The sequence below is a fragment of the Pseudomonas sp. AS2.8 genome (assembly GCF_014190935.1).
GTDB lineage: Bacteria > Pseudomonadota > Gammaproteobacteria > Pseudomonadales > Pseudomonadaceae > Chryseomonas.
Genome location: NZ_JACHVV010000004.1, coordinates 66,598 through 86,564 on the forward strand (window position 1 = coordinate 66,598; position 19,967 = coordinate 86,564).

At 65.9% G+C, this 19,967-nt stretch carries 19 protein-coding genes, 1 other RNA gene and 1 pseudogene; 15 read left to right on the plus strand and 6 right to left on the minus strand.

From position 1 onward, the window contains the following. From mraZ to rsmI, 3 genes are all read right to left on the minus strand, one after another. Positions 1–456 (minus strand): division/cell wall cluster transcriptional repressor MraZ, encoded by a 456-nt coding sequence (gene mraZ, locus FHR73_RS16995; protein ID WP_007162063.1) that lies wholly within the window; start codon positions 454–456, stop codon positions 1–3. Between the two features lie 289 nt (positions 457–745). Then, positions 746–1,101: RNase P RNA component class A (rnpB, locus tag FHR73_RS17000), an RNA gene on the minus strand. Between the two features lie 66 nt (positions 1,102–1,167). Beyond that, positions 1,168–2,019 (minus strand): 16S rRNA (cytidine(1402)-2'-O)-methyltransferase, encoded by an 852-nt coding sequence (rsmI, locus tag FHR73_RS17005; RefSeq protein ID WP_183632872.1) that lies wholly within the window; start codon positions 2,017–2,019, stop codon positions 1,168–1,170. A 123-nt stretch (positions 2,020–2,142) separates the two neighbouring features. Between rsmI and FHR73_RS17010 the strand changes: the two genes are divergently transcribed. The 4 genes from FHR73_RS17010 to FHR73_RS17025 are packed head-to-tail and all read left to right on the plus strand — an operon-like array spanning position 2,143 to position 5,496. Beyond that, complete coding sequence (locus FHR73_RS17010) at positions 2,143–3,930, plus strand: penicillin-binding protein activator (RefSeq protein WP_183632874.1); 1,788 nt, start codon at positions 2,143–2,145, stop codon at positions 3,928–3,930. Next, positions 3,927–4,301, plus strand: a complete 375-nt coding sequence (locus FHR73_RS17015) for a YraN family protein (RefSeq protein ID WP_183632876.1) — start codon at positions 3,927–3,929, stop codon at positions 4,299–4,301. The genes FHR73_RS17010 and FHR73_RS17015 overlap by 4 nt, the downstream gene beginning before the upstream one ends. Positions 4,302–4,333: 32 nt before the next feature. Continuing rightward, positions 4,334–4,927 carry a phosphoheptose isomerase gene (locus FHR73_RS17020; RefSeq protein ID WP_007162067.1) on the plus strand — a complete coding sequence of 198 codons (594 nt, stop codon included), beginning with the start codon at positions 4,334–4,336 and terminating at the stop codon, positions 4,925–4,927. Further along, entirely contained in the window at positions 4,924–5,496 is a 573-nt protein-coding gene (locus FHR73_RS17025) for a BON domain-containing protein (protein WP_183632878.1), read from the plus strand. The genes FHR73_RS17020 and FHR73_RS17025 overlap by 4 nt, the downstream gene beginning before the upstream one ends. A 62-nt stretch (positions 5,497–5,558) precedes the next feature. Here the strand turns inward: FHR73_RS17025 and FHR73_RS17030 are convergent, their stop codons facing one another. Next, positions 5,559–5,795 carry a DUF2171 domain-containing protein gene (locus FHR73_RS17030; RefSeq protein ID WP_017640721.1) on the minus strand — a complete coding sequence of 79 codons (237 nt, stop codon included), beginning with the start codon at positions 5,793–5,795 and terminating at the stop codon, positions 5,559–5,561. A gap of 148 nt (positions 5,796–5,943) precedes the next feature. Between FHR73_RS17030 and FHR73_RS17035 the strand changes: the two genes are divergently transcribed. Further along, positions 5,944–6,597, plus strand: a complete 654-nt coding sequence (locus tag FHR73_RS17035) for a sulfite oxidase-like oxidoreductase (protein ID WP_183632880.1) — start codon at positions 5,944–5,946, stop codon at positions 6,595–6,597. Between the two features lie 7 nt (positions 6,598–6,604). Here FHR73_RS17035 and FHR73_RS17040 read toward each other — a convergent pair whose 3' ends face one another. Next, positions 6,605–7,009, minus strand: coding sequence for a hypothetical protein (locus FHR73_RS17040; protein WP_183632883.1), 405 nt, complete (start codon positions 7,007–7,009; stop codon positions 6,605–6,607). Continuing rightward, positions 7,006–8,226, minus strand: a complete 1,221-nt coding sequence (locus FHR73_RS17045; RefSeq protein WP_183632885.1) for an N-acetylmuramoyl-L-alanine amidase — start codon at positions 8,224–8,226, stop codon at positions 7,006–7,008. Before FHR73_RS17045 ends, FHR73_RS17040 begins: the two co-directional genes overlap by 4 nt. Positions 8,227–8,505: 279 nt before the next feature. Here FHR73_RS17045 and osmE point away from each other — a divergent pair, with 279 nt between their 5' ends. The 10 genes and pseudogenes from osmE to FHR73_RS17090 all read left to right on the plus strand — a co-directional run bounded on the left by osmE (position 8,506) and on the right by FHR73_RS17090 (position 19,871). Continuing rightward, on the plus strand, positions 8,506–8,844 hold the full coding sequence (gene osmE, locus FHR73_RS17050) for an osmotically-inducible lipoprotein OsmE (protein WP_183632887.1): 339 nt from the start codon (positions 8,506–8,508) through the stop codon (positions 8,842–8,844). A gap of 192 nt (positions 8,845–9,036) precedes the next feature. Beyond that, the gene (locus tag FHR73_RS17055; RefSeq protein WP_132832850.1) at positions 9,037–9,558 is read left to right on the plus strand and encodes a hypothetical protein; all 522 of its coding nucleotides are present in this window, start codon (positions 9,037–9,039) and stop codon (positions 9,556–9,558) included. 231 nt (positions 9,559–9,789) lie between these two features. Further along, the gene (ilvD, locus tag FHR73_RS17060) at positions 9,790–11,625 is read left to right on the plus strand and encodes a dihydroxy-acid dehydratase (protein ID WP_183632890.1); all 1,836 of its coding nucleotides are present in this window, start codon (positions 9,790–9,792) and stop codon (positions 11,623–11,625) included. Between the two features lie 474 nt (positions 11,626–12,099). Continuing rightward, positions 12,100–13,293 (plus strand): carbohydrate porin, encoded by a 1,194-nt coding sequence (locus FHR73_RS17065; RefSeq protein WP_183632891.1) that lies wholly within the window; start codon positions 12,100–12,102, stop codon positions 13,291–13,293. A gap of 63 nt (positions 13,294–13,356) precedes the next feature. Then, the gene (locus tag FHR73_RS17070) at positions 13,357–14,385 is read left to right on the plus strand and encodes a sugar ABC transporter substrate-binding protein (protein WP_007162077.1); all 1,029 of its coding nucleotides are present in this window, start codon (positions 13,357–13,359) and stop codon (positions 14,383–14,385) included. 106 nt (positions 14,386–14,491) lie between these two features. Next, positions 14,492–15,574 carry an ABC transporter permease gene (locus FHR73_RS17075; RefSeq protein ID WP_183632892.1) on the plus strand — a complete coding sequence of 361 codons (1,083 nt, stop codon included), beginning with the start codon at positions 14,492–14,494 and terminating at the stop codon, positions 15,572–15,574. Next, positions 15,574–16,341, plus strand: coding sequence for an ATP-binding cassette domain-containing protein (locus FHR73_RS17080; protein ID WP_042137188.1), 768 nt, complete (start codon positions 15,574–15,576; stop codon positions 16,339–16,341). The genes FHR73_RS17075 and FHR73_RS17080 overlap by 1 nt, the downstream gene beginning before the upstream one ends. Before the next feature lie 334 nt (positions 16,342–16,675). Continuing rightward, a pseudogene (locus tag FHR73_RS22870) lies at positions 16,676–17,539 on the plus strand (cache domain-containing protein); the annotation flags it as partial. Positions 17,540–17,683: 144 nt separating this feature from the next. Then, positions 17,684–18,397 (plus strand): methyl-accepting chemotaxis protein, encoded by a 714-nt coding sequence (locus FHR73_RS22875; RefSeq protein WP_371099673.1) that lies wholly within the window; start codon positions 17,684–17,686, stop codon positions 18,395–18,397. 115 nt (positions 18,398–18,512) lie between these two features. After that, positions 18,513–19,871 carry a nucleobase:cation symporter-2 family protein gene (locus tag FHR73_RS17090; protein ID WP_183632894.1) on the plus strand — a complete coding sequence of 453 codons (1,359 nt, stop codon included), beginning with the start codon at positions 18,513–18,515 and terminating at the stop codon, positions 19,869–19,871. Positions 19,872–19,967: the final 96 nt, after the last annotated feature.

The following is a 19,967-nucleotide window of genomic DNA, read 5'->3' on the forward strand; positions in this document are numbered from 1 at the left end:
TCACAGGATCAAATCGCGCATTTCATCCGGCATACCGCCGGGTTCCTTAATCGCCAGGAGATCCGCGTCGCACACGGCACTCCAGGCGTCCTCATCCCATAACTGGAACTTGTTGAGCTGACCGACCAGCATCACGCGGCGGTCCAGCTTGGCGTATTCACGCAGGCGCGGCGGAACCAGGAAACGGCCACTGCCGTCGAGTTCCAGATCCACCGCATTGCCGATCAGCAAGCGCTGCAAGCGGCGAGTCTCCTCACGTAGCGAGGGCAACTGCCGCAGCTTGCTTTCGATGATTTCCCATTCCGGGAGTGGATAGACGCAAAGGCAGGGGTCGACGGCATCGATCGTCACGATGAGCTGGCCGGCACAACGCTCCAGCAGCTCGTCACGATACCGGCTCGGCATCGCGGCGCGCCCCTTGGCGTCGAGACTGATGGCGTTCGCTCCCCGGAACAATTTCGCGTCCTCTAATAGGCTGTCCTTGCCATTAAATCCCACTTCGCCCCACTTCGTACCACCGGCCGCCACTATATTGAGGAGGGCCGGTTTCAGTCAAGGTAAGCGAGGGGGTAGCCAGGCCGCGTGGGACGCGGATTTCGAGCAAATTGCACGAGTTCACGGCCAGGACGAACGACATTGATTTCCGACAAACGGAAATGAAGTCAATTGATTGGCTCAATTGATTAAAGTGATGTCTTAAGAAGAGGTCGCAGACCCCGGGCGCAGAGGCCCAGGAGGGAGGGGGTGCGAGAGCCGACCTGTAAGCCGGGTTCTGTCGAGGACAGTCATTCCTCTGGGACAACCATCGCTGATTGCCTCTAGCGACCTACCCGAATCCAGCGCGGGCCACGCCTATGGATTCCTATTTGGTCTTGCTCCAGGTGGGGTTTACCTAGCCACGAACTGTTGCCAGCCGTGCGGTGCGCTCTTACCGCACCTTTTCACCCTTACCGGCGCTTGCGCGCTTAGGCGGTTATTTTCTGTGGCACTTTCCGTAGGCTCACGCCTCCCAGGCGTTACCTGGCACCTCGCCCTATGGAGCCCGGACTTTCCTCCCTCGCAACCCTTGCGGATCACGACAGCGACTGCCCGGTCGGCTCTCGCGGCGCAAGGGTATAGAGACTGGGGGCGGATAACAAGGAAAGATGCCCACTAATTCACCCTGACTCAGCCCGGTTCGCCCTTGCGCTCCAGGGCCAGCTGATAGAGCTGGTTCTTGCGTGCGCCGGTGATCTGGGCGGCCACCGCGGCGGCGCGCTTGATCGGCAACTCGGCCAGCAAGAGATCAAGGATGCGCAGAGTCTCGGCATCGACCTCCGCGTCCTCCGGCGCCGCCCAGCCGCCCACCAGCAGCACGCACTCGCCGCGCTGCTGATCCAGATCCGCGCGAATCCAGGCCAGCAGCTCGCCAGCGGGCAGGCCGCGCAGGGTCTCGAAGGTCTTGGTCAATTCGCGACCGAGGACGATGTGCCGCTCAGGCCCGAAAGTGGTCACCATGTCGGCCACGCAATCCTCGAGTCGATGGGGCGCCTCGTAGAAGATGAGGGTGCGCGGGTCTTCGCGCAGCGCCGCCAGGCGTCCCTGCCGGCCTACCGCCTTGGCCGGCAGGAAACCTTCGAAGCTGAAGCGATCCGAGGGCAGACCGGCTGCCGACAGCGCCGCGACCAGGGCGCAAGCGCCGGGAATCGGCGAGACCCGGATGCCCTGGGCGCGCGCCGCGCGCACCAGGTGGAAGCCCGGATCGGAAATCAGCGGCGTGCCCGCATCGGAGATCAGGGCGACGTCTTCCCCCGCCAGCAGCCGGGTGATGAAGCGGCCACCGGCATCGCGCTCGTTGTGATCGTGACAGGCCGCGAGCGACGTCTCGATGCCGAAATGGCGCAGCAGGCGCGCCGAATGACGGGTGTCTTCGGCGGCGATCAGGGCCACTTCGCGCAGGACCTTGAGCGCGCGGGCGGTGATGTCGTCCAGGTTGCCGATGGGCGTGGCAACCACATAAAGAGTACCCGGCGAAATCATGATGAAACCTGACGGACTGGAAATAGCCCAACAGTGTACGCCGCTCTCGCCCTCGGCGTTCGCAGCGCTTGGGTGCTGTGAGACAATCACCCCCTTTCCAGACATTTGCTCAGGAACCACAGCATGAAGTTCCGCCTGCGTCCGCTGCTCTGCGCCACCGCCTTCGCCCTGCTCGCCGCCTGCAGCAGCTCGCCCGTCAACAACTCCCTCGGCGACCTGCCCCAGTCCAGCCAGGCCAGCATCGAGCAGCTGCTGAACCAGGCCGGCTCCAGTCAGTCCGAGCAGGCCAATCTGCTGCGCCTGACCGCCGCCGACAAGGCCTATGCCCAGCAGAATTCCCGCGAAGCGCGGCAGATCCTGGGCTCCATCAATTTCGAAGGCCTCAAGCCGGCACAGCAGATGTTCGCCCAGACCCTGCTGGCCCAGCTCGACCTGCTCGACAAGCAGCCGGCCCAGGCGCTCAAGCGCTTCGACCACCCGAGCTTCGCCCAACTGGGCGAACTGCCGGCCCAGCAGCAGATCCGCAGCGGCCTGACCAAGGCCGAGGCCCAGGCCGCCAACGGCCAGCCGCTCGCCGCCGCCCAAGAACGCATCTTCCTCGGTCCGCTGCTGGACGGCGATGCCGCCCATGACAACCGCGAGCAGATCTGGCAACTGGTGACCAACCTGCCGGACGCGCAGTTGCGCCAGAGCGTGAAGGACGCCGATCTCAATGGCTGGCTGGCGCTGGCCGCCATCACCCGCGGCAACCTGGCGCTGGATCAGCAGCTCGCCGCCATCGAGGAATGGCAGAAGCAGAACCCCGGCCATCCCGCCGCGCGCAATCTGCCCGATGACCTGGAGCGCCTGAAGACCCTGGCGCGGGAACCGCTCAGTCGCGTCGCCCTGCTGCTGCCCCTGCAGGGTCAGCTCGCCGGCGTCTCGCGCGCGCTGCAGGACGGCTTCATGGCCGCCCGCTACGAAGCCCTGGCCGCCGGCCAGAGCGCCCCGGCCGTGACCGTCTACGACAGCACCCAGATGGGTTCGCTGGACGCCTTCTACCGCCAGGCCCAGGCCGCCGGCATCCAGCTGGTGGTCGGCCCGCTGGAGAAGAACTTCGTCAAGCAGCTGGGCGATCGCCCGCAACTGCCGATCAATACCCTGGCGCTGAACTATGGCGACAGCCAGGGCGCCCAGCCGCCGCAACTCTTCCAGTTCGGCCTGGCCGCCGAGGACGAGGCCCGCGAAGCCGCGCGTCGCGCCTGGGCCGACGGCAAGCGCAGTGCCGGCGCCATGGTGCCCCAGGGTGACTGGGGTGCCCGCGTGCTGGCCGCCTTCCAGAACGAGTGGCAGCAACTGGGCGGTCGCCTGGTCGCCGCCGAGCGCATCGGCCAACCGGTCGAGATCGCCAACCGCATCACCAGCCTGTTGCAGATGCGCCAGGGCATGGACTTCATCTTCCTCGCCTCGACCCCGGCCCAGGCCCGCCAGATCAAGCCGATCCTGGTCTACCAGAACGCCCGCGACCTGCCGGTGTACGCCACCTCCAACCTCAACAGTGGCGTCAACGAACCCGGCGTGAACCAGGATCTCAACGGCATCCTGTTCTGCGAAACCCCCTGGCTGCTCGAGCCGAGCAATCCGCTGCGCGCCAAGATCACCGCCCAGTGGCCGCAGGCCGGCACCAGCATCGGTCGCCTCTACGCCATGGGCGCCGACGCCTACCTGCTGGCGCTGCACCTGCAGCAGCTCAAGGCCCTGCCCAACTCCGAGTTGCCCGGCCTGTCCGGCAATCTGAGCGTGGCGCCCGACCAGCGCGTGGTGCGGCACCTGCCCTGGGCGGAATTCCGCAACGGCGTGGCTCAGCCACTGCCGGCCAACAATACGCCGCTGCCGACCACCAGCGTGCCGGCCTCGCTCAGCACCCCGTGAAGCAGGCGCCGCATCTCCAGCGCGGCAGGCAAGCCGAGGATCGCGCCCTGCAGTTCCTGCAGACGCGCGGCCTGCGGCTGATCGCCCGCAACTGGCGCTGGCAAGGCGGCGAGCTCGATCTGGTCATGCTCGACGGCGATACAGTAGTATTCGTCGAGGTACGCGCCCGCAGGCACACCGCCTGGGGCGGCGCCGCGGAAAGCATAGATGCCCGCAAGCGGCAGCGACTGGTCAACAGCGCCGCCCTCTTTCTGCAATCCGAAGCGCGCTGGGCCAAGCGGCCCTGTCGTTTCGACGTGATCGCGATCGGCCCCGGGGCCGACGCATCCCCTCAGGCACTCGAATGGATCAAACAGGCCTTCGACGCCTGAGGCCCTCCACAGCACAGGTCAAAGATATCGCGATGGACACCCACGCCCGCATCCAGAAGCTCTTCCGGGACAGCATCGAAACCAAGCGTCAGGCCATGGAAGTCCTGATTCCGCATATCGATCTGGCCAGCCAGGTCATGGTTGCGGCCCTGCTCAACGAAGGCAAGATTCTCACCTGCGGCAATGGCGGCTCCGCCGGCGACGCCCAGCACTTCTCCTCGGAACTGCTGAATCGCTTCGAGCGCGAGCGCCCCAGCCTGCCGGCCCTGGCCCTGACCACCGACACCTCGACGCTGACCTCAATCGCCAACGACTACAGCTACAACGAGGTGTTCTCCAAGCAGATCCGCGCCCTGGGTCAGCCGGGCGACATCCTCCTGGCCATCTCCACCAGCGGCAATTCCGCCAACGTGATCCAGGCGATCCAGGCTGCCCACGACCGCGAGATGACCGTGGTCGCCCTCACCGGCCGCGACGGCGGCGGCATGGCCTCCCTGCTGCTGCCCGAAGACGTCGAGATTCGCGTGCCGGCCAAGGTCACCGCCCGCATCCAGGAAGTGCACCTGCTGGTGATCCACTGCCTGTGCGACCAGATCGATCAGCAACTCTTTGGAAGCGAAGAATGAAGAAGGCTCCCCTGCTCGCCATCCTGGCGCTGTCCTTTGCGGTCGTCGGCTGCAGCAACGTGGTCACCGCCAGCCGTGACAAGCCCATCGACGACAACCGCGGCACCCGCACCCTGGGCAGCACCGTGGACGACGCCCTGATCGAGACCAAGGCCTCGGTCAACATCTCCAAGGCCAATGCCGATCTGGCCAGCTCGCACATCGTGGTGGTGAGCTACAACGGCGTGGTGCTGATCGCCGGCCAGACGCCGCGTGCCGATCTCAAGGCCCAGGCCGAACAGGCCGTGCGCAGCGTGCAGCGGGTCAAGACGGTGCACAACGAACTGCAGGTGACCGGCAATTCCTCGCTGCTGGCGCGCAGCAACGATTCCTGGCTGACCACCCGTATCAAGACCCAGATGTTCGCTGACGAAGACATCCCCGGCTCGCGCATCAAGGTGGTCACGGAGAACGGCATCGTCTATCTCCTGGGTCTGGTGACCCAGCAGGAAGGCGCCCATGCCGTGCAGCTGATCCAGAGCGTCTCGGGCGTGCAGCGCATCGTCAAGCTGTTCGAATACATCAACTGACCGGTATTCGCCGCCCAATAAAAAGCCCCGCTGATGCGGGGCTTTTTATTGGGCGGCGTGCCTTAGGCGGCCTGCCACTCGCTTTCGGCCTCGTCGCGAGTCTTGGACAGGCGTACCTGGCTGCCCTCCACCGACTGGACCCAGCTCAGCGGAATGTAGTGATGCTTGCCATCGGCATCCTGATCGCGCTTGGTCAGCTTGATGCGATCGGCGCCTTCCATATGGTCGACGGTGCCCACGTGCTGGCCGTCCGAACCGACAACTTCCGCATGCTCTTTGATCTGGGTTGCATCTACCATGGTGGTTCTCCGGCAGGTTAAGAATCAAGAGGCCGCTCTCTGAGTGCCTGCAGGATAGGAGACGCAAGACGCCGTCTGGGTTCGGCCTGTGCCGACGAAAGGCCAGCATGGCGGTCAGCAGCCCGAGACCTGTGAAGAGGATCCATCGATGAGCGACGAGCCAAGCAAGCTGACCCGTTCCAAGGAGCGCTGGGCCCAGGAGGGACGCTTCCTCAGCGGCCAGGGTGCGCGCCCGGAAAGCGAGCGCCTGCCGCCTGGCCAGCACCGCGTCAGCAACTGGCCGGTCCTGGACCTGGGCGTACGCCCGGAGGTCAGCCGGGAGCGCTGGCAACTGGCGGTGACCGGCGCGGTGCGCAAGACGCTGCGCTGGAACTGGGAGACCTTTGCCGCGCGGGCGACCCGCGAGGCCATCAGCGACATGCATTGCGTCACCACCTGGTCACGCTATGACAATCGCTGGATCGGTCTGCCGATAGACGAATTGCTCGACGAGGTGCAGCCGCGGGACGAGGCCACCCATGTGCTCCTGCATAGCTACGACGGTTACATCACCAATCTGCCGCTGGCCGATTTCGCCGCGCCCGGCGCCATGCTGGTGCACAGCTGGGAAGGCCAGCCGCTGACGGCCGAACACGGGGGACCGGTACGGGCCCTGATCCCGCATCTCTATCTGTGGAAGAGCGCCAAGTGGCTCAGGCGCATCGACTTCCGGGTCGGCGACACCCCTGGCTTCTGGGAGATGCGCGGCTATCACGACCGCGGCGATCCCTGGCAGGAGCAGCGCTACTCCGACGACGCCTGAAGGCGCCTCAGTGCGCCGCGGGGGCCAGCTGCAGCTCCACCGGATCACCGGGATTGAGACTGCGGATACGGAATTCGTCGCGGCTGAGGCTGAGGATTTCCGTGGGATAGGTGATGCCTTCCTCGATCATGTTCAGGCCCTTTTCGGTGCGCGTCCAGCGCCCCAGGGAGGGCTGGCTGCTCGGCGACGCCATCACCAGGGTGCCGTCGCTGAGGAAGACGTAGAGCATCCCCGGCTCGATGCTGTTGCTGGTCTTGATCTGCCAGACCTTGTTGACGAAGCCTTCCTGGGCACTGCCCTGCTTGCCGCGCCCGCCCTGACCGTAGCCGATCAATCCGGCCACGATACAGAGCGCGCCTATCACCAGCACCACCACGCGCCAGTAACGACGCGCCTTGTCTTGCAAACTCATGTCACTCCTTGGGTGTTCTTGAGGCTGGCCAGGTAGGTGCCCAGCGGGGGACGCTCCTGGAAATAGCCATGCAGGCCGGCAAAGATCGAATCGGCCAGCTGCTTCTGGTGGCGACTGTCGAGTAGGCGCCGGCAGTCGCGATCATTGGAAATGAACCCCGTCTCGACCAGGATCGAGGGGATATCCGGCGATTTGAGCACAGCGAAGCCCGCCTGCTCCACTCGTTTCTGGTGCAGGTTGGTGATGCTCGACAATTGCCCCAGCACCTTGTGGCCCAGGTCCAGGCTCGACGAGATGGTGGCGTTCATCGACATGTCCAGCAGCACGCCGGCGAGCATGGGATCGCGTCCCTTGAGAATCTCGTTGGCGCCGATCAGGTCGACGTTGTTCTCGCTGTCGGCCAGGAAGCGCGCCGTGGTGGACGTCGCTCCCCCCTCGGACAGGGCGTAGACCGAGGCCCCGTAGGCGGTGCGGCGCGGCGCGGCATCGGCATGCACTGAGACGAACATGTCGGCGTTGTAGCTGCGGGCGACCTCGACGCGCTTGCGCAGCGGCACGAAGAAGTCGTCGTTGCGCACCAGCTTGGCCTTGAAGCCCTTCTGCAGGTTGATGCGGCGCGCCAGATTCTGCGCCACGATCAGGGCGATGTCCTTTTCGCGGTCACCCCGGGCGCTCAGCGCACCCGGGTCCTTGCCGCCGTGACCGGCATCGACCACCACCATGATGTCGCGACCCGTGGCCAGGCCCTTGCCGCGCTTGACCTCAAGTGGCGGCTCGGCATCGGCCGGCTTGCGTGCAGCCACCACCGGCGCCCCGGCCCGCTTGAGATCGAGCACCAGGCGATTGGCCGCGCCCTCGCCCGGACCGAGGATGAAGCTTTCCACCTCCACCGGATGGGCCAGCTCCAGCACCACCCGGGTGTCCTGGGCGCCATAGTGAGCGCTGCGCACGGCCCGCACCGGCGACCCCTGCAGGGCGAGGTGGTTGAGCACCGCGGGGGCCTGGGTATCGGCGAGATCGAGAATGATGCGATCCGGCGCGACCAGGGTGAAGGTCTTGTAGCGCACCGGTCCGGTGAGATCGAAGACCAGGCGGAGCTTGTCGGCATCCTGCCAGGCCCGGGCGCCCTTGAGTTGCTGCCGGGCGGCAAACGCCGGCAACCCGACGGGCAAGGTCATGCCAGCCAGGATCAGATTGAGCAGACGACGGCGATTCATGAGGTCCTCGCGAGAAACGAGAAACGGCTGGGAAGTTACAACATAACGCTAAAGATCGCCTGCCGCCTGGCCTCTGTCAACTGCCGTTCGGACAAAATAATCCTTAGAAAACGGGGGCATAGCGTTCGTTTGCAGAATCAGCTTTAGATACAGTCACTTGCCGGGGCCAGCGGCCGGTCCGTCAAAGTGGCAAACAGCGAGAAGTGCGACGGAGAGCGAATTTATCGGCGCCGCCATCGTCGAAGTGTCAGGCACTTCCGCCTTTGAAGGGATCACACCATGAACAAGAAGATTGCTGTCGCGACCGCGCTGCTGGCTGGCACCGTGCTGGCGGGCTGCGCCTCGGTGAAGAACACCGCCGACTACACCGTGGGCCGCGTCGAATTTCGCGAGCAACCGCTGGTGAAGCAGGTGGACAAGGGCATGAGCAAGGCTGACGTGCTGCGCATCGGCGGTACCCCGTCGAGCACCTACACCCGCAAGTTCCGTCCCGGCACCTGCAACAACTATGTGCTCAACAAGGACGGCAAGGAGCAGGTCTATTCGATCGGCTTCGACAGCATGAACCGTGTCGACAGCAAGGACTTCGAGACCTGCGAAAGCGCCGACCGCGCCTGAGCCGGGCGCTGACCGGCCGGCCAGGCCGGGTGTCCTGAAGGACGCTGGCGGCGTCTGATGGACAGGATGGGCGAGCGGCAGCACCATGGGCCCTCGCCATCCCCGATCGCTGCGCCAACCTCCTGCACTGTGGATCGACGCAGGCGCGGCCAGCGCCGCCAGGCTCTACCCATCGTTCCAAGGAATTCAGGCATGTCCAGACGTCACCTCATACTCACAGCTGCGGTGCTTTCCCTGACTGGCTGCGGTGGCTATGACTACAGTTGCGATGCGGCCAAGACCGCCGAGCTGGTCCGTCAGCAATACGCCCAGACCATCAACGAGATCTATGCGGACGACATCGCCGCCGGCCAGCCCGCGCTGGAAGCCGGTCAGGTCTCGCTGGTCGACATCAAGACCCAGGAAGAGCCCTCGGACAGCGGCGAAGCGGGCTTCTATACCTGCAACGCGACCGTCGAGGCCACCTGGCCTAAGGCCGCCCTCGAGCGCCTGGCCCCGGCCGCTGCCCAGCTGGCCAGTGTTGGCGCCATCCTCGAGAACGGCCACCTGCGCCATGCGCTGAGCTACGAGTCCTCGCTGGAAGGCAGCGACAAGCAGCGCGTCGACATCACCCTGCCCGAAGCCGTGGACCTGAGTCTCAAGACCCTGGCCGGCCAGGAGCCCATGGACGAATACCTGGAAGATGCCCCCGACGGCGAACAGGAAGCGCCCTGATCCGTCCGGCGCCGGCCTGCTGTGCAGTGCTGGCGCCCGGGTGTATGATCCAAATTCCCCTCCGCCAGCATCCTCCGGCGGGTTCGTGAGCCCTGGCACCCCCTGCGGAGATCCCGCATGGCGTGGCCGCCCTCCGGCCCGGCAACCGTCACTCCGCGTTTGCACCGTGCCTCGTCTGCGCTCACGATGACCAGAACCGTGATCTAGAAAGCCGCCTCGGAGAGACGCTTCATGCCTGACTATCGCTCGAAAACCTCCACCCAGGGCCGCAACATGGCTGGCGCCCGGGCGCTCTGGCGCGCCACCGGGATGAAGGACGAAGACTTCAAGAAGCCCATCATCGCCATCGCCAACTCCTTTACCCAGTTCGTGCCGGGCCATGTCCACCTCAAGGACCTCGGCCAGCTGGTCGCCCGGGAGATCGAGAAGGCCGGCGGCGTGGCCAAGGAATTCAACACCATCGCCGTGGACGACGGCATCGCCATGGGTCACGATGGCATGCTCTATTCGCTGCCCAGTCGCGAGATCATCGCCGACGCCGTGGAATACATGGTGAATGCCCACTGCGCCGATGCCCTGGTGTGCATCTCCAACTGCGACAAGATCACCCCCGGCATGCTGATGGCCGCCCTGCGCCTGAACATCCCGGTGGTGTTCGTCTCCGGCGGCCCCATGGAAGCCGGCAAGACCAAGCTGGCCAGCCACGGCCTGGACCTGGTGGACGCCATGGTCATCGCCGCCGACAGCTCGGCCAGCGACGAGAAGGTCGCCGAATACGAACGCAGCGCCTGTCCCACCTGTGGCAGCTGCTCGGGCATGTTCACCGCCAACTCCATGAACTGCCTGGTCGAGGCCCTCGGCCTGGCCCTGCCCGGCAACGGCTCGACCCTGGCCACCCACGCCGACCGCAAGGAGCTGTTCCTGCAGGCCGGCCGCACCATCGTCGACCTGTGCCGCCGCTACTACCAGGAAAACGACGAGTCGGCGCTGCCGCGCAACATCGCCTGCCATGCGGCCTTCGAGAACGCCATGACCCTGGACATCGCCATGGGCGGCTCGACCAACACCATCCTGCACCTGCTGGCCGCCGCCCAGGAAGCCGAGGTGGACTTCGACCTGCGCGACATCGATGCCCTGTCGCGCAAGGTGCCGCAGCTGTGCAAGGTGGCGCCTAACATCCAGAAGTACCACATGGAAGACGTGCACCGCGCCGGGGGCATCTTCAGCATCCTCGGCGAACTGGCGCGCGGCGGTCTCCTGCATACCGACCTGCCCACCGTGCACAGCCAGACCCTGGGCGACGCCATCGAGCAGTGGGACATCACCCTGACCCAGGACGAGGCGGTGAAGACCTTCTTCCGCGCCGGTCCCGCCGGTATCCCGACCCAGGAAGCCTTCAGCCAGGCGACTCGCTACGACACCCTGGACGACGACCGCGCCGAGGGCTGCATCCGCAGTGTCGCGCACGCCTACTCCCAGGAAGGCGGTCTGGCCGTGCTCTACGGCAACATCGCCCTGGACGGCTGCGTGGTGAAGACCGCCGGCGTGGATGAATCCATCCATGTGTTCGAGGGCAATGCCAAGGTCTTCGAAAGCCAGGACGCCGCGGTGCGCGGCATCCTCGCCGACGAGGTGAAGGCCGGCGACATCGTCATCATCCGCTACGAAGGGCCCAAGGGCGGTCCGGGCATGCAGGAGATGCTCTACCCCACCAGCTACCTGAAGTCCAAGGGCCTGGGCAAGCAATGCGCCCTGCTCACCGACGGTCGTTTCTCCGGCGGCACCTCGGGCCTGTCCATCGGCCATGCCTCGCCGGAAGCCGCGGCGGGCGGTGCCATCGGCCTGGTGCGGGACGGCGACAAGGTGCTCATCGACATTCCCCAGCGCAGCATCAACCTGCTGGTGAGCGACGAAGAGCTGTCCCACCGCCGCATCGAGCAGGACAAGCTGGGCTGGAAGCCGGCACAACCCCGTGCCCGCCGCGTGACCACCGCGCTCAAGGCCTATGCCCTGCTGGCCACCAGTGCCGACAAGGGCGGCGTGCGCGACAAGGCCCTGCTGGGCTGATATCGCGGGCTCCGGGCGACGGCATCCGCCGTCCCCCGGACGCTCCGTTCCACCTTCCCTCCTGCCTTCCCCGCTCTATTTCGCCCCTCCGCCTGCGTGCGTTCCTCTCCGCTTCGCCTGCCGTTTCTTCAGCAGGAGAACTCCTCGCCATGACCCCATTCCAGAGGGGTTCCACAGTTGCTTGGCTTGCTATTTTTGTAGAAGCACAGCTTGTGATTCAGCTCACACATCGCTGTAATCGAGCCGCTAGGCCGTTGAGTGATCAAAGGCTACCCTCCGTCTGCCGCTGAATTGATTCAGCGATAAGTTTGTAGTCAGGTTGGTTTCCAATGGTCACACCTATAGCGATCTTCCGCTCGAGCACGGCGGATCGGGTGCTGGCCAGGCACTGAGTTACACCACAACAATAAATAGGGAACATAAATGAATAAGAAAAAGGCTATCCCCCTGGCCAGGGTTTCGGTCGCGTCCTTGATGAGCACCCTCCTCCTGATCCCCGCGGCACACGCCTTCGAAACCACCGGCTATTTCCGCGCCGGCCTGGGAGACTCCTCCGGTTCCAATTCGATGCGCTGCTTCAAGCTGCAGGGCGCCCAGTCCAAGTATCGTCTGGGCAACGAATGCGAACAGTACGGTGAATTCGCCGCCAAGCAGGACTTCCTGACCCTGGACGATGGCTCCGCCGTGGGCGTCTTCGGCATGGCCAGCCTCTACAACCAGTACGATCGCACGCCGACCTTCAATGGTGACAACGGCCAGGTTCGCCTGCCCCAGGCCTATGCCTACTGGAACAACGTCGCCGCACTGAACGGCGGTAACGTCTGGGCCGGTCGCCGCTACTACAAGCGGAACGACATCCACATCTCCGACTTCTTCTACTGGAACCAGAGCGCCACCGGCGGCGGTATCGAGGACGTCAACATCGGCGGCCTGAAATACAGCGTGGCCTTCTCGCGCAAGGACAACCAGAACCAGAAGGACTTCCAGAACCGCTTCGACTTCAACGTCGCCGGCTTCAACACCAATCCGAACGGCTCGCTGGAAATCGGCGTCAGCTACCTGGACAAGCCCACCAACCAGCCCAATGCCAACAGCGGCATCGCGGTGACGTTGCAGCACAAGCAGGCCAACTTCATGGGCTGGGGTGGCGTGAACACCTTTGCCGTGCAGCGCGGCCAGGGCCCGGGCACCGCCCTGGGCAGCACCGGCGATCCGACCCTGAGCAGTTCGGACGTCTCCTACCGCGTGGTGGACTTCTTCGACTGGCAGATCAGCCGCTACTGGGGTGGTCAGGTCGCCGCGGTCTACCAGAAGGACGAGCGTCCGAACGGCAACGACCTGCGCTGGACCTCGCTGGGCGGCCGTCTGGTGTACGGCATCACCGACCAGTTCAAGTTCTCCACCGAACTGGGTCATGACCAGGTGCAGGCGCCCGGCGGCACCCGCAAGCTGACCAAGCTGACCCTGGCACCGACCTGGTCGCCCAAGGGTCCGGAATTCAAGACCCGTCCCGAATTCCGCCTGTTCTACACCTATGCCGCCTGGAACCGGGCCGCCCAGCAGGCCGCCGATGACTTCGACGCCGGCTCCGCGCTGTCGAGCACCGGCAACTTCGGCAACGACCTGCACGGCTCCAACATCGGCTTCCAAGTCGAGCAGTGGTGGTAACAGCTCCACCGCGACCGGCGCCCTGCCGGTCGCGTTCCTGTCTCCGAACCTGAGCGCACAACAATGAAAAGAACCGTCTCCCTCGCGTCCTTCGCCGGTTGCCTGTTGGCTGCTGCCCTCGCCAGCGGCACCGCCCAGGCAGCCCCCGTGTCCGCCTGCCTTATCACCAAGACCGATACCAATCCCTTCTTCGTGAAGATGAAGGAAGGCGCCACCGCCAAGGCCAAGGAGCTGGGGGTGACGCTCAAGGCCTACGCCGGCAAGATCGACGGCGACAGCGAAAGCCAGGTGGCCGCCATCGAGACCTGCATCGCCGACGGCGCCAAGGGCATCCTCATCACCGCCTCGGACACCAAGGGCATCGTGCCGAATCTGCAGAAGGCGCGTGAAGCCGGTCTGCTGGTGATCGCCCTGGACACCCCGCTGGATCCGGTGAGCGCCGCCGACATGACCTTCGCCACCGACAACCTGCTGGCCGGCAAGCTGATCGGCCAGTGGGCGCGGGAAACCCTGGGTGACAAGGCCAAGGACGCCCGGGTGGCCTTTCTCGACCTGAACGCCTCCCAGCCCTCGGTGGACGTCCTGCGCGACCAGGGCTTCATGCTCGGCTTCGGCATCGACCCCAAGGATCAGAGCCGCATCGGCGACGAGACCGATCCGCGCATCGTCGGCCACGACGTGACCAACGGCAACGAGGAAGGCGGCCGCGCAGCGATGGAGAATCTGCTGCAGAAGGACCCGACCATCAACGTGGTGCACACCATCAACGAACCGGCCGCCGCCGGTGCCTACGAGGCGCTCAAGGCCGTGGGTCGCGAGAAAGACGTGCTGATCGTGTCCATCGACGGCGGTTGCCCGGGCGTGCACAACGTCGCCGACGGCGTCATCGGCGCCACCTCCCAGCAGTACCCGCTGCAGATGGCGGCGCTGGGCATCGAGGCGATCAAGACCTTTGCCGACACCGGCAAGAAGCCGACGCCCACCGAAGGCAAGAGCTTCGTCGACACCGGCGTGAAGCTGGTGACGGACAAGCCGGTCCCCGGCATCCAGTCCATCGATAGCAAGACCGCCCTGCAGAAATGCTGGGGCTGACGGCCTCTCGTCCAGGCTAGAGAAGATCGATCGCCCCGCCTGAGCGCCCGTCGCACCGGCGCGGGCGATCGACTCCCGGCCGCTTTCCCGCTCTCAGGAGATTGCCATGAGCGATCCGACCTCGCCCTCCCCCTCCGGCCAGCCCTTCGAACAGGTGCTCAAGCACAGTGCCACGGAGGTCGCCTCCTTCGCCCGTGACGAACGCAGCCCGCTGGTCAAATTCCGTCACTTCCTGCATTCGCGCCCCTCGGCGGTCTCGCTGCTGGTGCTGCTGCTGTCGCTGGGCATCTTCGGCGCCCTGCTGGGTGGCAAGTTCTTTTCCGCCTTCGCCCTCACCCTGATCCTGCAGCAGGTCGCCATCACCGGCATCGTCGGCGCCGCCCAGACCCTGGTGGTGGTCACCGCCGGCATCGATCTCTCGGTAGGCGCCATCATGGTGCTGTCCTCGGTGGTCATGGGCCAGTTCACCTTCCGCTACGGCCTGCCGGTGGAGCTGTCGATCCTCTGCGGCCTGGCGGTGGGCACCCTGTGCGGCATGGCCAACGGCTGGCTGATCGCCCGCATCAAGCTGCCGCCCTTCATCGTCACCCTGGGCATGTGGCAGATCGTGCTCGCGGCCAACTTCCTCTACTCGCGCAACGAGACCATCCGCGCCCAGGAAATCGGCACGACCGCGCCGCTGCTGCAGGTGTTCGGCGACAATTTCCGCCTGGGTGGCGCGGTCTTCACCTATGGCGTGATCGCCCTGGTGGTGCTGGTCGCCCTGCTCTGGTACGTGCTCAACCACACCGCCTGGGGCCGCCACCTCTATGCGGTGGGCGACGATCCCGAGGCCGCGGCGCTGGCCGGGGTCAACGTCCGCCGTATGCTGATCACCGTGTACGGGCTGTCGGGGCTCATCTGCGCCTTCGCCGGCTGGGTGCTGATCGGCCGCATCGGCTCGGTCTCGCCCACCGCCGGCCAGTTCGCCAACATCGAATCCATCACCGCGGTGGTGATCGGCGGCATCTCGCTGTTCGGCGGCCGCGGCTCCATCCTCGGCATGCTGTTCGGCGCCCTGATCGTCGGCGTCTTCGCCCTCGGCCTGCGGCTGCTGGGCACCGACGTGCAATGGACCTATCTGCTGATCGGCACGCTCATCATCGCGGCCGTGGCTATCGACCAATGGATCAGAAAGGCGGCCAGCTGATGACTACCGAACCCCTGCTCATGGCCCGTGGCCTGGTGAAGCGCTATGGCCGCGTCACCGCCCTCGACCACGCCGACTTCGACCTGCTGCCCGGCGAGATCCTCGCCGTGATCGGCGACAACGGCGCCGGCAAGTCCTCGCTGATCAAGGCCATCTCCGGCGCCCTGCGGCCCGATGAGGGCGAGATCCGCTTCGAGGGCCAGCCGGTGCAGTTCGCCTCGCCCATCGCGGCGCGGCGGGCCGGCATCGAGACGGTCTACCAGAACCTGGCGCTGTCGCCGGCGCTGTCCATCGCCGACAACCTCTTCCTGGGTCGCGAATTGCGCAAGCCGGGACTGCTGGGCACCCTCTGCCGCACCCTGGACCGCAAGGAAATGGAGCGCATCGCCCGGGAAAAGCTCTCCGAACTGGGCTTGATGACCATCCAGAACATCAACCAGGCGGTGGAGACCCTGTCCGGCGGTCAGCGCCAGGGCGTGGCCGTGGCCCGGGCGGCAGCCTTCGGTTCCAAGGTGATCATCCTCGACGAACCCACCGCGGCGCTGGGGGTGAAGGAGTCGCGCAAGGTGCTGGAGCTGATCCTCGACGTACGCGCCCGCGGCATCGCCATCGTGCTGATCTCCCACAACATGCCCCATGTGTTCGAGATCGCCGATCGCATCCACATCCATCGCCTGGGTCGCCGGCTGACGGTGATCGATCCGCGCCAGCACTCCATGGCCGACGCCGTGGCGCTGATGACCGGCGCCCAGACGGTCGCCGCCTAGGCGCAGGCCAGGCCACGGGTCTCCCAGGCCACGGCCGAGCGGGAGACCCGCGGCCCGCCTGATCTCCAGTGATCCGCCCCCGCAGGAAAAACCTGACTGGCCGCTCAAGTTATCTCCTACAGGCACCGATAAAGTCCGACAATTAATTAATTATCGGAGTCACCCCGCCGTGCCTGCCCTGTCGTTGAAACAGAAACTCTCGTTGTCTGCCACCGCGGCCGTCCTGGTCGTGGGGGTGGGTCTTACCGCCATCAACTTCTTCAATACCCGTACGGCGCTGGAAGCCTCCACGGTCGAGCAGCTGAAGACCGTCAGCTTCGTCTTCAACGGCGGGGTGCGCCAGTGGCTGGACGGCAAGGCCGCGGCGCTGGGGGCCCTGGCCGCCGACACCGAGGAGGCGAACCTCCCGGCCGGGCTCAACCAGGTCAAGCATTCCGGCGGCTTCGACAACGTCTTCTATGCCCGGGGCGATGGCAGCCAGGTCAATGCCAATGGCGTCCAGCTGCCGCCGGACAACAACGATCCGCGCAAGTGGCTGTGGTACCAGCAGGCGCAGCAGAATCCCGGCAAGGTGTTCTTTTCCATTCCCACCGTGGCGGCGGCCACCAAGCAGAACGTGCTGTCGCTGGGTTGGGCCCTGCAGTCGGCGGGCAAGACCACTGCGATCCTTGGCGCGGACGTCAGCATCAGCGACATCCTCGACCAGCTCAAGCGCGTGCAACTGCCGGGCGCCGGCAGTGCCGTGCTGGTCAACGGCCAGAACATCGTCCTGGGCCACGAAGACGCCGCCCTGCTGGCCAAGCCGATCACCGAGCTCTTTCCCCAGCTCGACGCGGACACCCTCCAGCGCCTGGCCCAGGCGCCCGGCGAGCGCCATGTCGAAACTGCCGCCGGCCAGCGCCTCTATGCCGCGCCCATGAATCACAATGGCGAAACCCTGGTGATGATCGTCGACAGCGGCGTGCTCATGGCGCCGCTGCAACGCCAGCTGTGGATCAGCCTAGGCATCCTGGCCGTGGTGCTGGGCGGCTCGCTGCTGCTGATCAACCTGCTGTGCAGCTATCTACTTAGGCCGCTGGGCGTGGTCTCCAGCGGCCTGCAGGTGATCGCCGACGGCCAGGGCGATCTGACCCGCCGCATCGCCGTGCAGAGCAGCGATGAGGTCGGCGGCCTGGCCGGCCACTTCAACCAGTTCGTGGCCAGCCTGCACGGCCTGATCGGTGGCGTGCGTCAGCATGCCCAGAGCGTGGACGCCGAATCGCAGAAGGTGCTGCAACGCAGCGCCGCGGCCACCCAGGAACTGGGTCGCCTGCAGCAGGAGATCACCCTGGTGGCCACGGCCGTGACGGAGATGTCTTCCGCCACCCAGGAGATCGCCCGCAATGCCGAGCAGACCGCCGAGGCCATCCGCCAGTCCTCCGACAGCACCGCCCAGGGCCTGACCCTGGTGCAGACCAGCAAGGAATCGATCAACAGCCTGGCGCGGGAAGTGGATGACGCCACCCGGGTGATCGGCGAACTGGACCACCACTCCCAGGCCATCGCCAAGGTGCTGGACAGCATCCAGAGCATCGCCGAGCAGACCAACCTGCTGGCGCTCAACGCGGCCATCGAGGCGGCCCGCGCCGGCGAGCATGGCCGCGGCTTCGCGGTAGTCGCCGACGAGGTACGGACGCTGTCCCAGCGGACCCAGGCGTCGACCCGGGAGATCAACGAGACCATCGGCACCCTGCAGCAGATGACCCGCCAGGCGGTGCAGCGCATGGACAGCAGCATGGCCATCGCCGAGCGCAGCGTCGCCGACGTGGAACGCGCCTCCAGCGCCCTGGAAGAGATCGCGCAGAGTGCCGGCGTCATCTCCGAGATGTCCCTGCAGATCGCCACGGCGGCCGAGGAGCAGACCTCGGTCACCGAGGAGATCACCCGCAACGTCATCACCATCAAGGGCCTCGGCGACACCCTGGCCAGCGGCGCCGAGGATTCGGAGCGCCAGTCGCGCTCCCTGCAGCATCACGCCGCCGACCTCAATCGCGACGTGGCCCGCTTCATCCTGTAAGTCGTCAGGCACGGCCGCCGCCCTCCCAGGTCGGCGGCCGTGTCCTGGTCGAAGACCCTGCGCCCCGGCGCGGGCATCCGGTAAGATCGGCGCTTTTTCCGCGACGACTCCGCCCATGTCCCAGCCTTCCCGCTCCGAACTGCTCTACGGTCCCCAGGACCGACCGCGCCCGCTGATCGCCCTGCTCGCCGCCATCCAGCACCTGCTGGCGATCATCGTGCCCATCGTCACCCCCGGTCTGCTGATCTGCCAGGCCCTGGGCGTCTCGCCGCGCGACACCAACCTCATCGTGTCCATGTCGCTGGTGATCTCCGGCATCGCCACCTTCGTCCAGTGTCGCCGCTTCGGGCCCTTCGGCGCCGGGTTGCTGATCGTCCAGGGCACCAGCTTCAACTTCGTCGGTCCGCTGATCGCCGGTGGCGCCCTGATGGTCAAGAACGGCACCCCGGTGGAAGCCGTGATGGCGGCCATCTTCGGCGTGGTCATGGCCGGTTCCTTCGTCGAGATGGGCGTGTCGCGGGTGCTGCCCTTCGTCAAGCGCCTGATCACCCCGCTGGTGACCGGCATCGTGGTGCTGATGATCGGCCTGACGCTGATCAAGGTCGGCCTGATCAGCATGGGCGGCGGCTTCGCGGCGCTGGGCAACGGCACCTTCGCCAATGGCGAGAATCTGCTGCTGTCGGGCACCGTGCTGGCCACCATCGTGGTGCTCAATCGCATTCCGCTGCGCGGCCTGCGCAGCAGCGCCATCGTCGTCGCCCTGCTGCTGGGCTACGCCCTGGCAGCCTGGCTGGGTCGGCTGAATTTCACCGGCATGCACGAGGCGGCCTGGGTGCAGATCCCCCTGCCTCTGCACTTCGGCCTGGGCTTTTCCTGGTCGCTGTTCGTGCCACTGCTGGTGATCTACCTGGTGACCTCGCTGGAAGCCATCGGCGACATCACCGCCACCAGCAAGGTCTCCCGCGAACCGGTGGAAGGCCCGCTGTGGATGCAGCGGATCAAGGGCGGGGTGCTGGTCAATGGCGCCAACTCGCTGCTGGCCGGACTGTTCAACACCTTTCCCAGTTCGGTGTTCGCCCAGAACAACGGGGTGATCCAGCTGACCGGCATCGCCAGTCGCCATGTCGGCCTGTGGATCGCCGCCATCCTGGTCCTGCTGGGGCTGTTCCCGGCGGTGGCCGGGGTGATCCAGGCGGTGCCCGAGCCGGTGCTCGGTGGCGCGGCCATGGTGATGTTCGGCGCGGTCGCCGCCTCGGGGATCAACATCCTCGCCAGCGTCGAGCTGGACCGCCGCGCGCTGCTGATCATCGCCGTCTCCCTGGCGCTGGGCCTGGGCATTTCCCAGGTACCGGAATTTCTCGCCCATATGCCGGCCGGCCTGAAGGCGGTACTGGAATCCGGCGTCGCCACCGGCGGCCTGTGCGCGCTGCTGATGAACTGGTTCCTGCCGGAGACGCCCAGAGCCGCCGACTAGAGCGAGCTTTTTCATCCGCGGGCTGAAGTTCCGCGCAGGGGTGCCGATAAGCCTGGCAAGTCACCTGTGGGCTTGCCGCGATCGTCGTTTCGACCG

Excerpts from the sequence above, each read along its gene's own strand:
- FHR73_RS17070 (WP_007162077.1), top strand. The coding sequence starts at position 13,357 with ATGAAAAGAACCGTCTCCCTCGCGTCCTTCGCCGGTTGCCTGTTGGCT.
- osmE (WP_183632887.1), top strand. The coding sequence starts at position 8,506 with ATGAACAAGAAGATTGCTGTCGCGACCGCGCTGCTGGCTGGCACCGTG.
- FHR73_RS17025 (WP_183632878.1), top strand. The coding sequence starts at position 4,924 with ATGAAGAAGGCTCCCCTGCTCGCCATCCTGGCGCTGTCCTTTGCGGTC.
- FHR73_RS17065 (WP_183632891.1), top strand. The coding sequence starts at position 12,100 with ATGAGCACCCTCCTCCTGATCCCCGCGGCACACGCCTTCGAAACCACC.
- rsmI (WP_183632872.1), bottom strand. The coding sequence starts at position 2,019 with ATGATTTCGCCGGGTACTCTTTATGTGGTTGCCACGCCCATCGGCAAC.
- FHR73_RS17075 (WP_183632892.1), top strand. The coding sequence starts at position 14,492 with ATGAGCGATCCGACCTCGCCCTCCCCCTCCGGCCAGCCCTTCGAACAG.
- FHR73_RS17045 (WP_183632885.1), bottom strand. The coding sequence starts at position 8,226 with ATGAATCGCCGTCGTCTGCTCAATCTGATCCTGGCTGGCATGACCTTG.
- FHR73_RS17080 (WP_042137188.1), top strand. The coding sequence starts at position 15,574 with ATGACTACCGAACCCCTGCTCATGGCCCGTGGCCTGGTGAAGCGCTAT.
- FHR73_RS17090 (WP_183632894.1), top strand. The coding sequence starts at position 18,513 with ATGTCCCAGCCTTCCCGCTCCGAACTGCTCTACGGTCCCCAGGACCGA.
- FHR73_RS17055 (WP_132832850.1), top strand. The coding sequence starts at position 9,037 with ATGTCCAGACGTCACCTCATACTCACAGCTGCGGTGCTTTCCCTGACT.
- ilvD (WP_183632890.1), top strand. The coding sequence starts at position 9,790 with ATGCCTGACTATCGCTCGAAAACCTCCACCCAGGGCCGCAACATGGCT.
- FHR73_RS17010 (WP_183632874.1), top strand. The coding sequence starts at position 2,143 with ATGAAGTTCCGCCTGCGTCCGCTGCTCTGCGCCACCGCCTTCGCCCTG.
- FHR73_RS17020 (WP_007162067.1), top strand. The coding sequence starts at position 4,334 with ATGGACACCCACGCCCGCATCCAGAAGCTCTTCCGGGACAGCATCGAA.
- FHR73_RS17030 (WP_017640721.1), bottom strand. The coding sequence starts at position 5,795 with ATGGTAGATGCAACCCAGATCAAAGAGCATGCGGAAGTTGTCGGTTCG.
- FHR73_RS17035 (WP_183632880.1), top strand. The coding sequence starts at position 5,944 with ATGAGCGACGAGCCAAGCAAGCTGACCCGTTCCAAGGAGCGCTGGGCC.
- FHR73_RS17040 (WP_183632883.1), bottom strand. The coding sequence starts at position 7,009 with ATGAGTTTGCAAGACAAGGCGCGTCGTTACTGGCGCGTGGTGGTGCTG.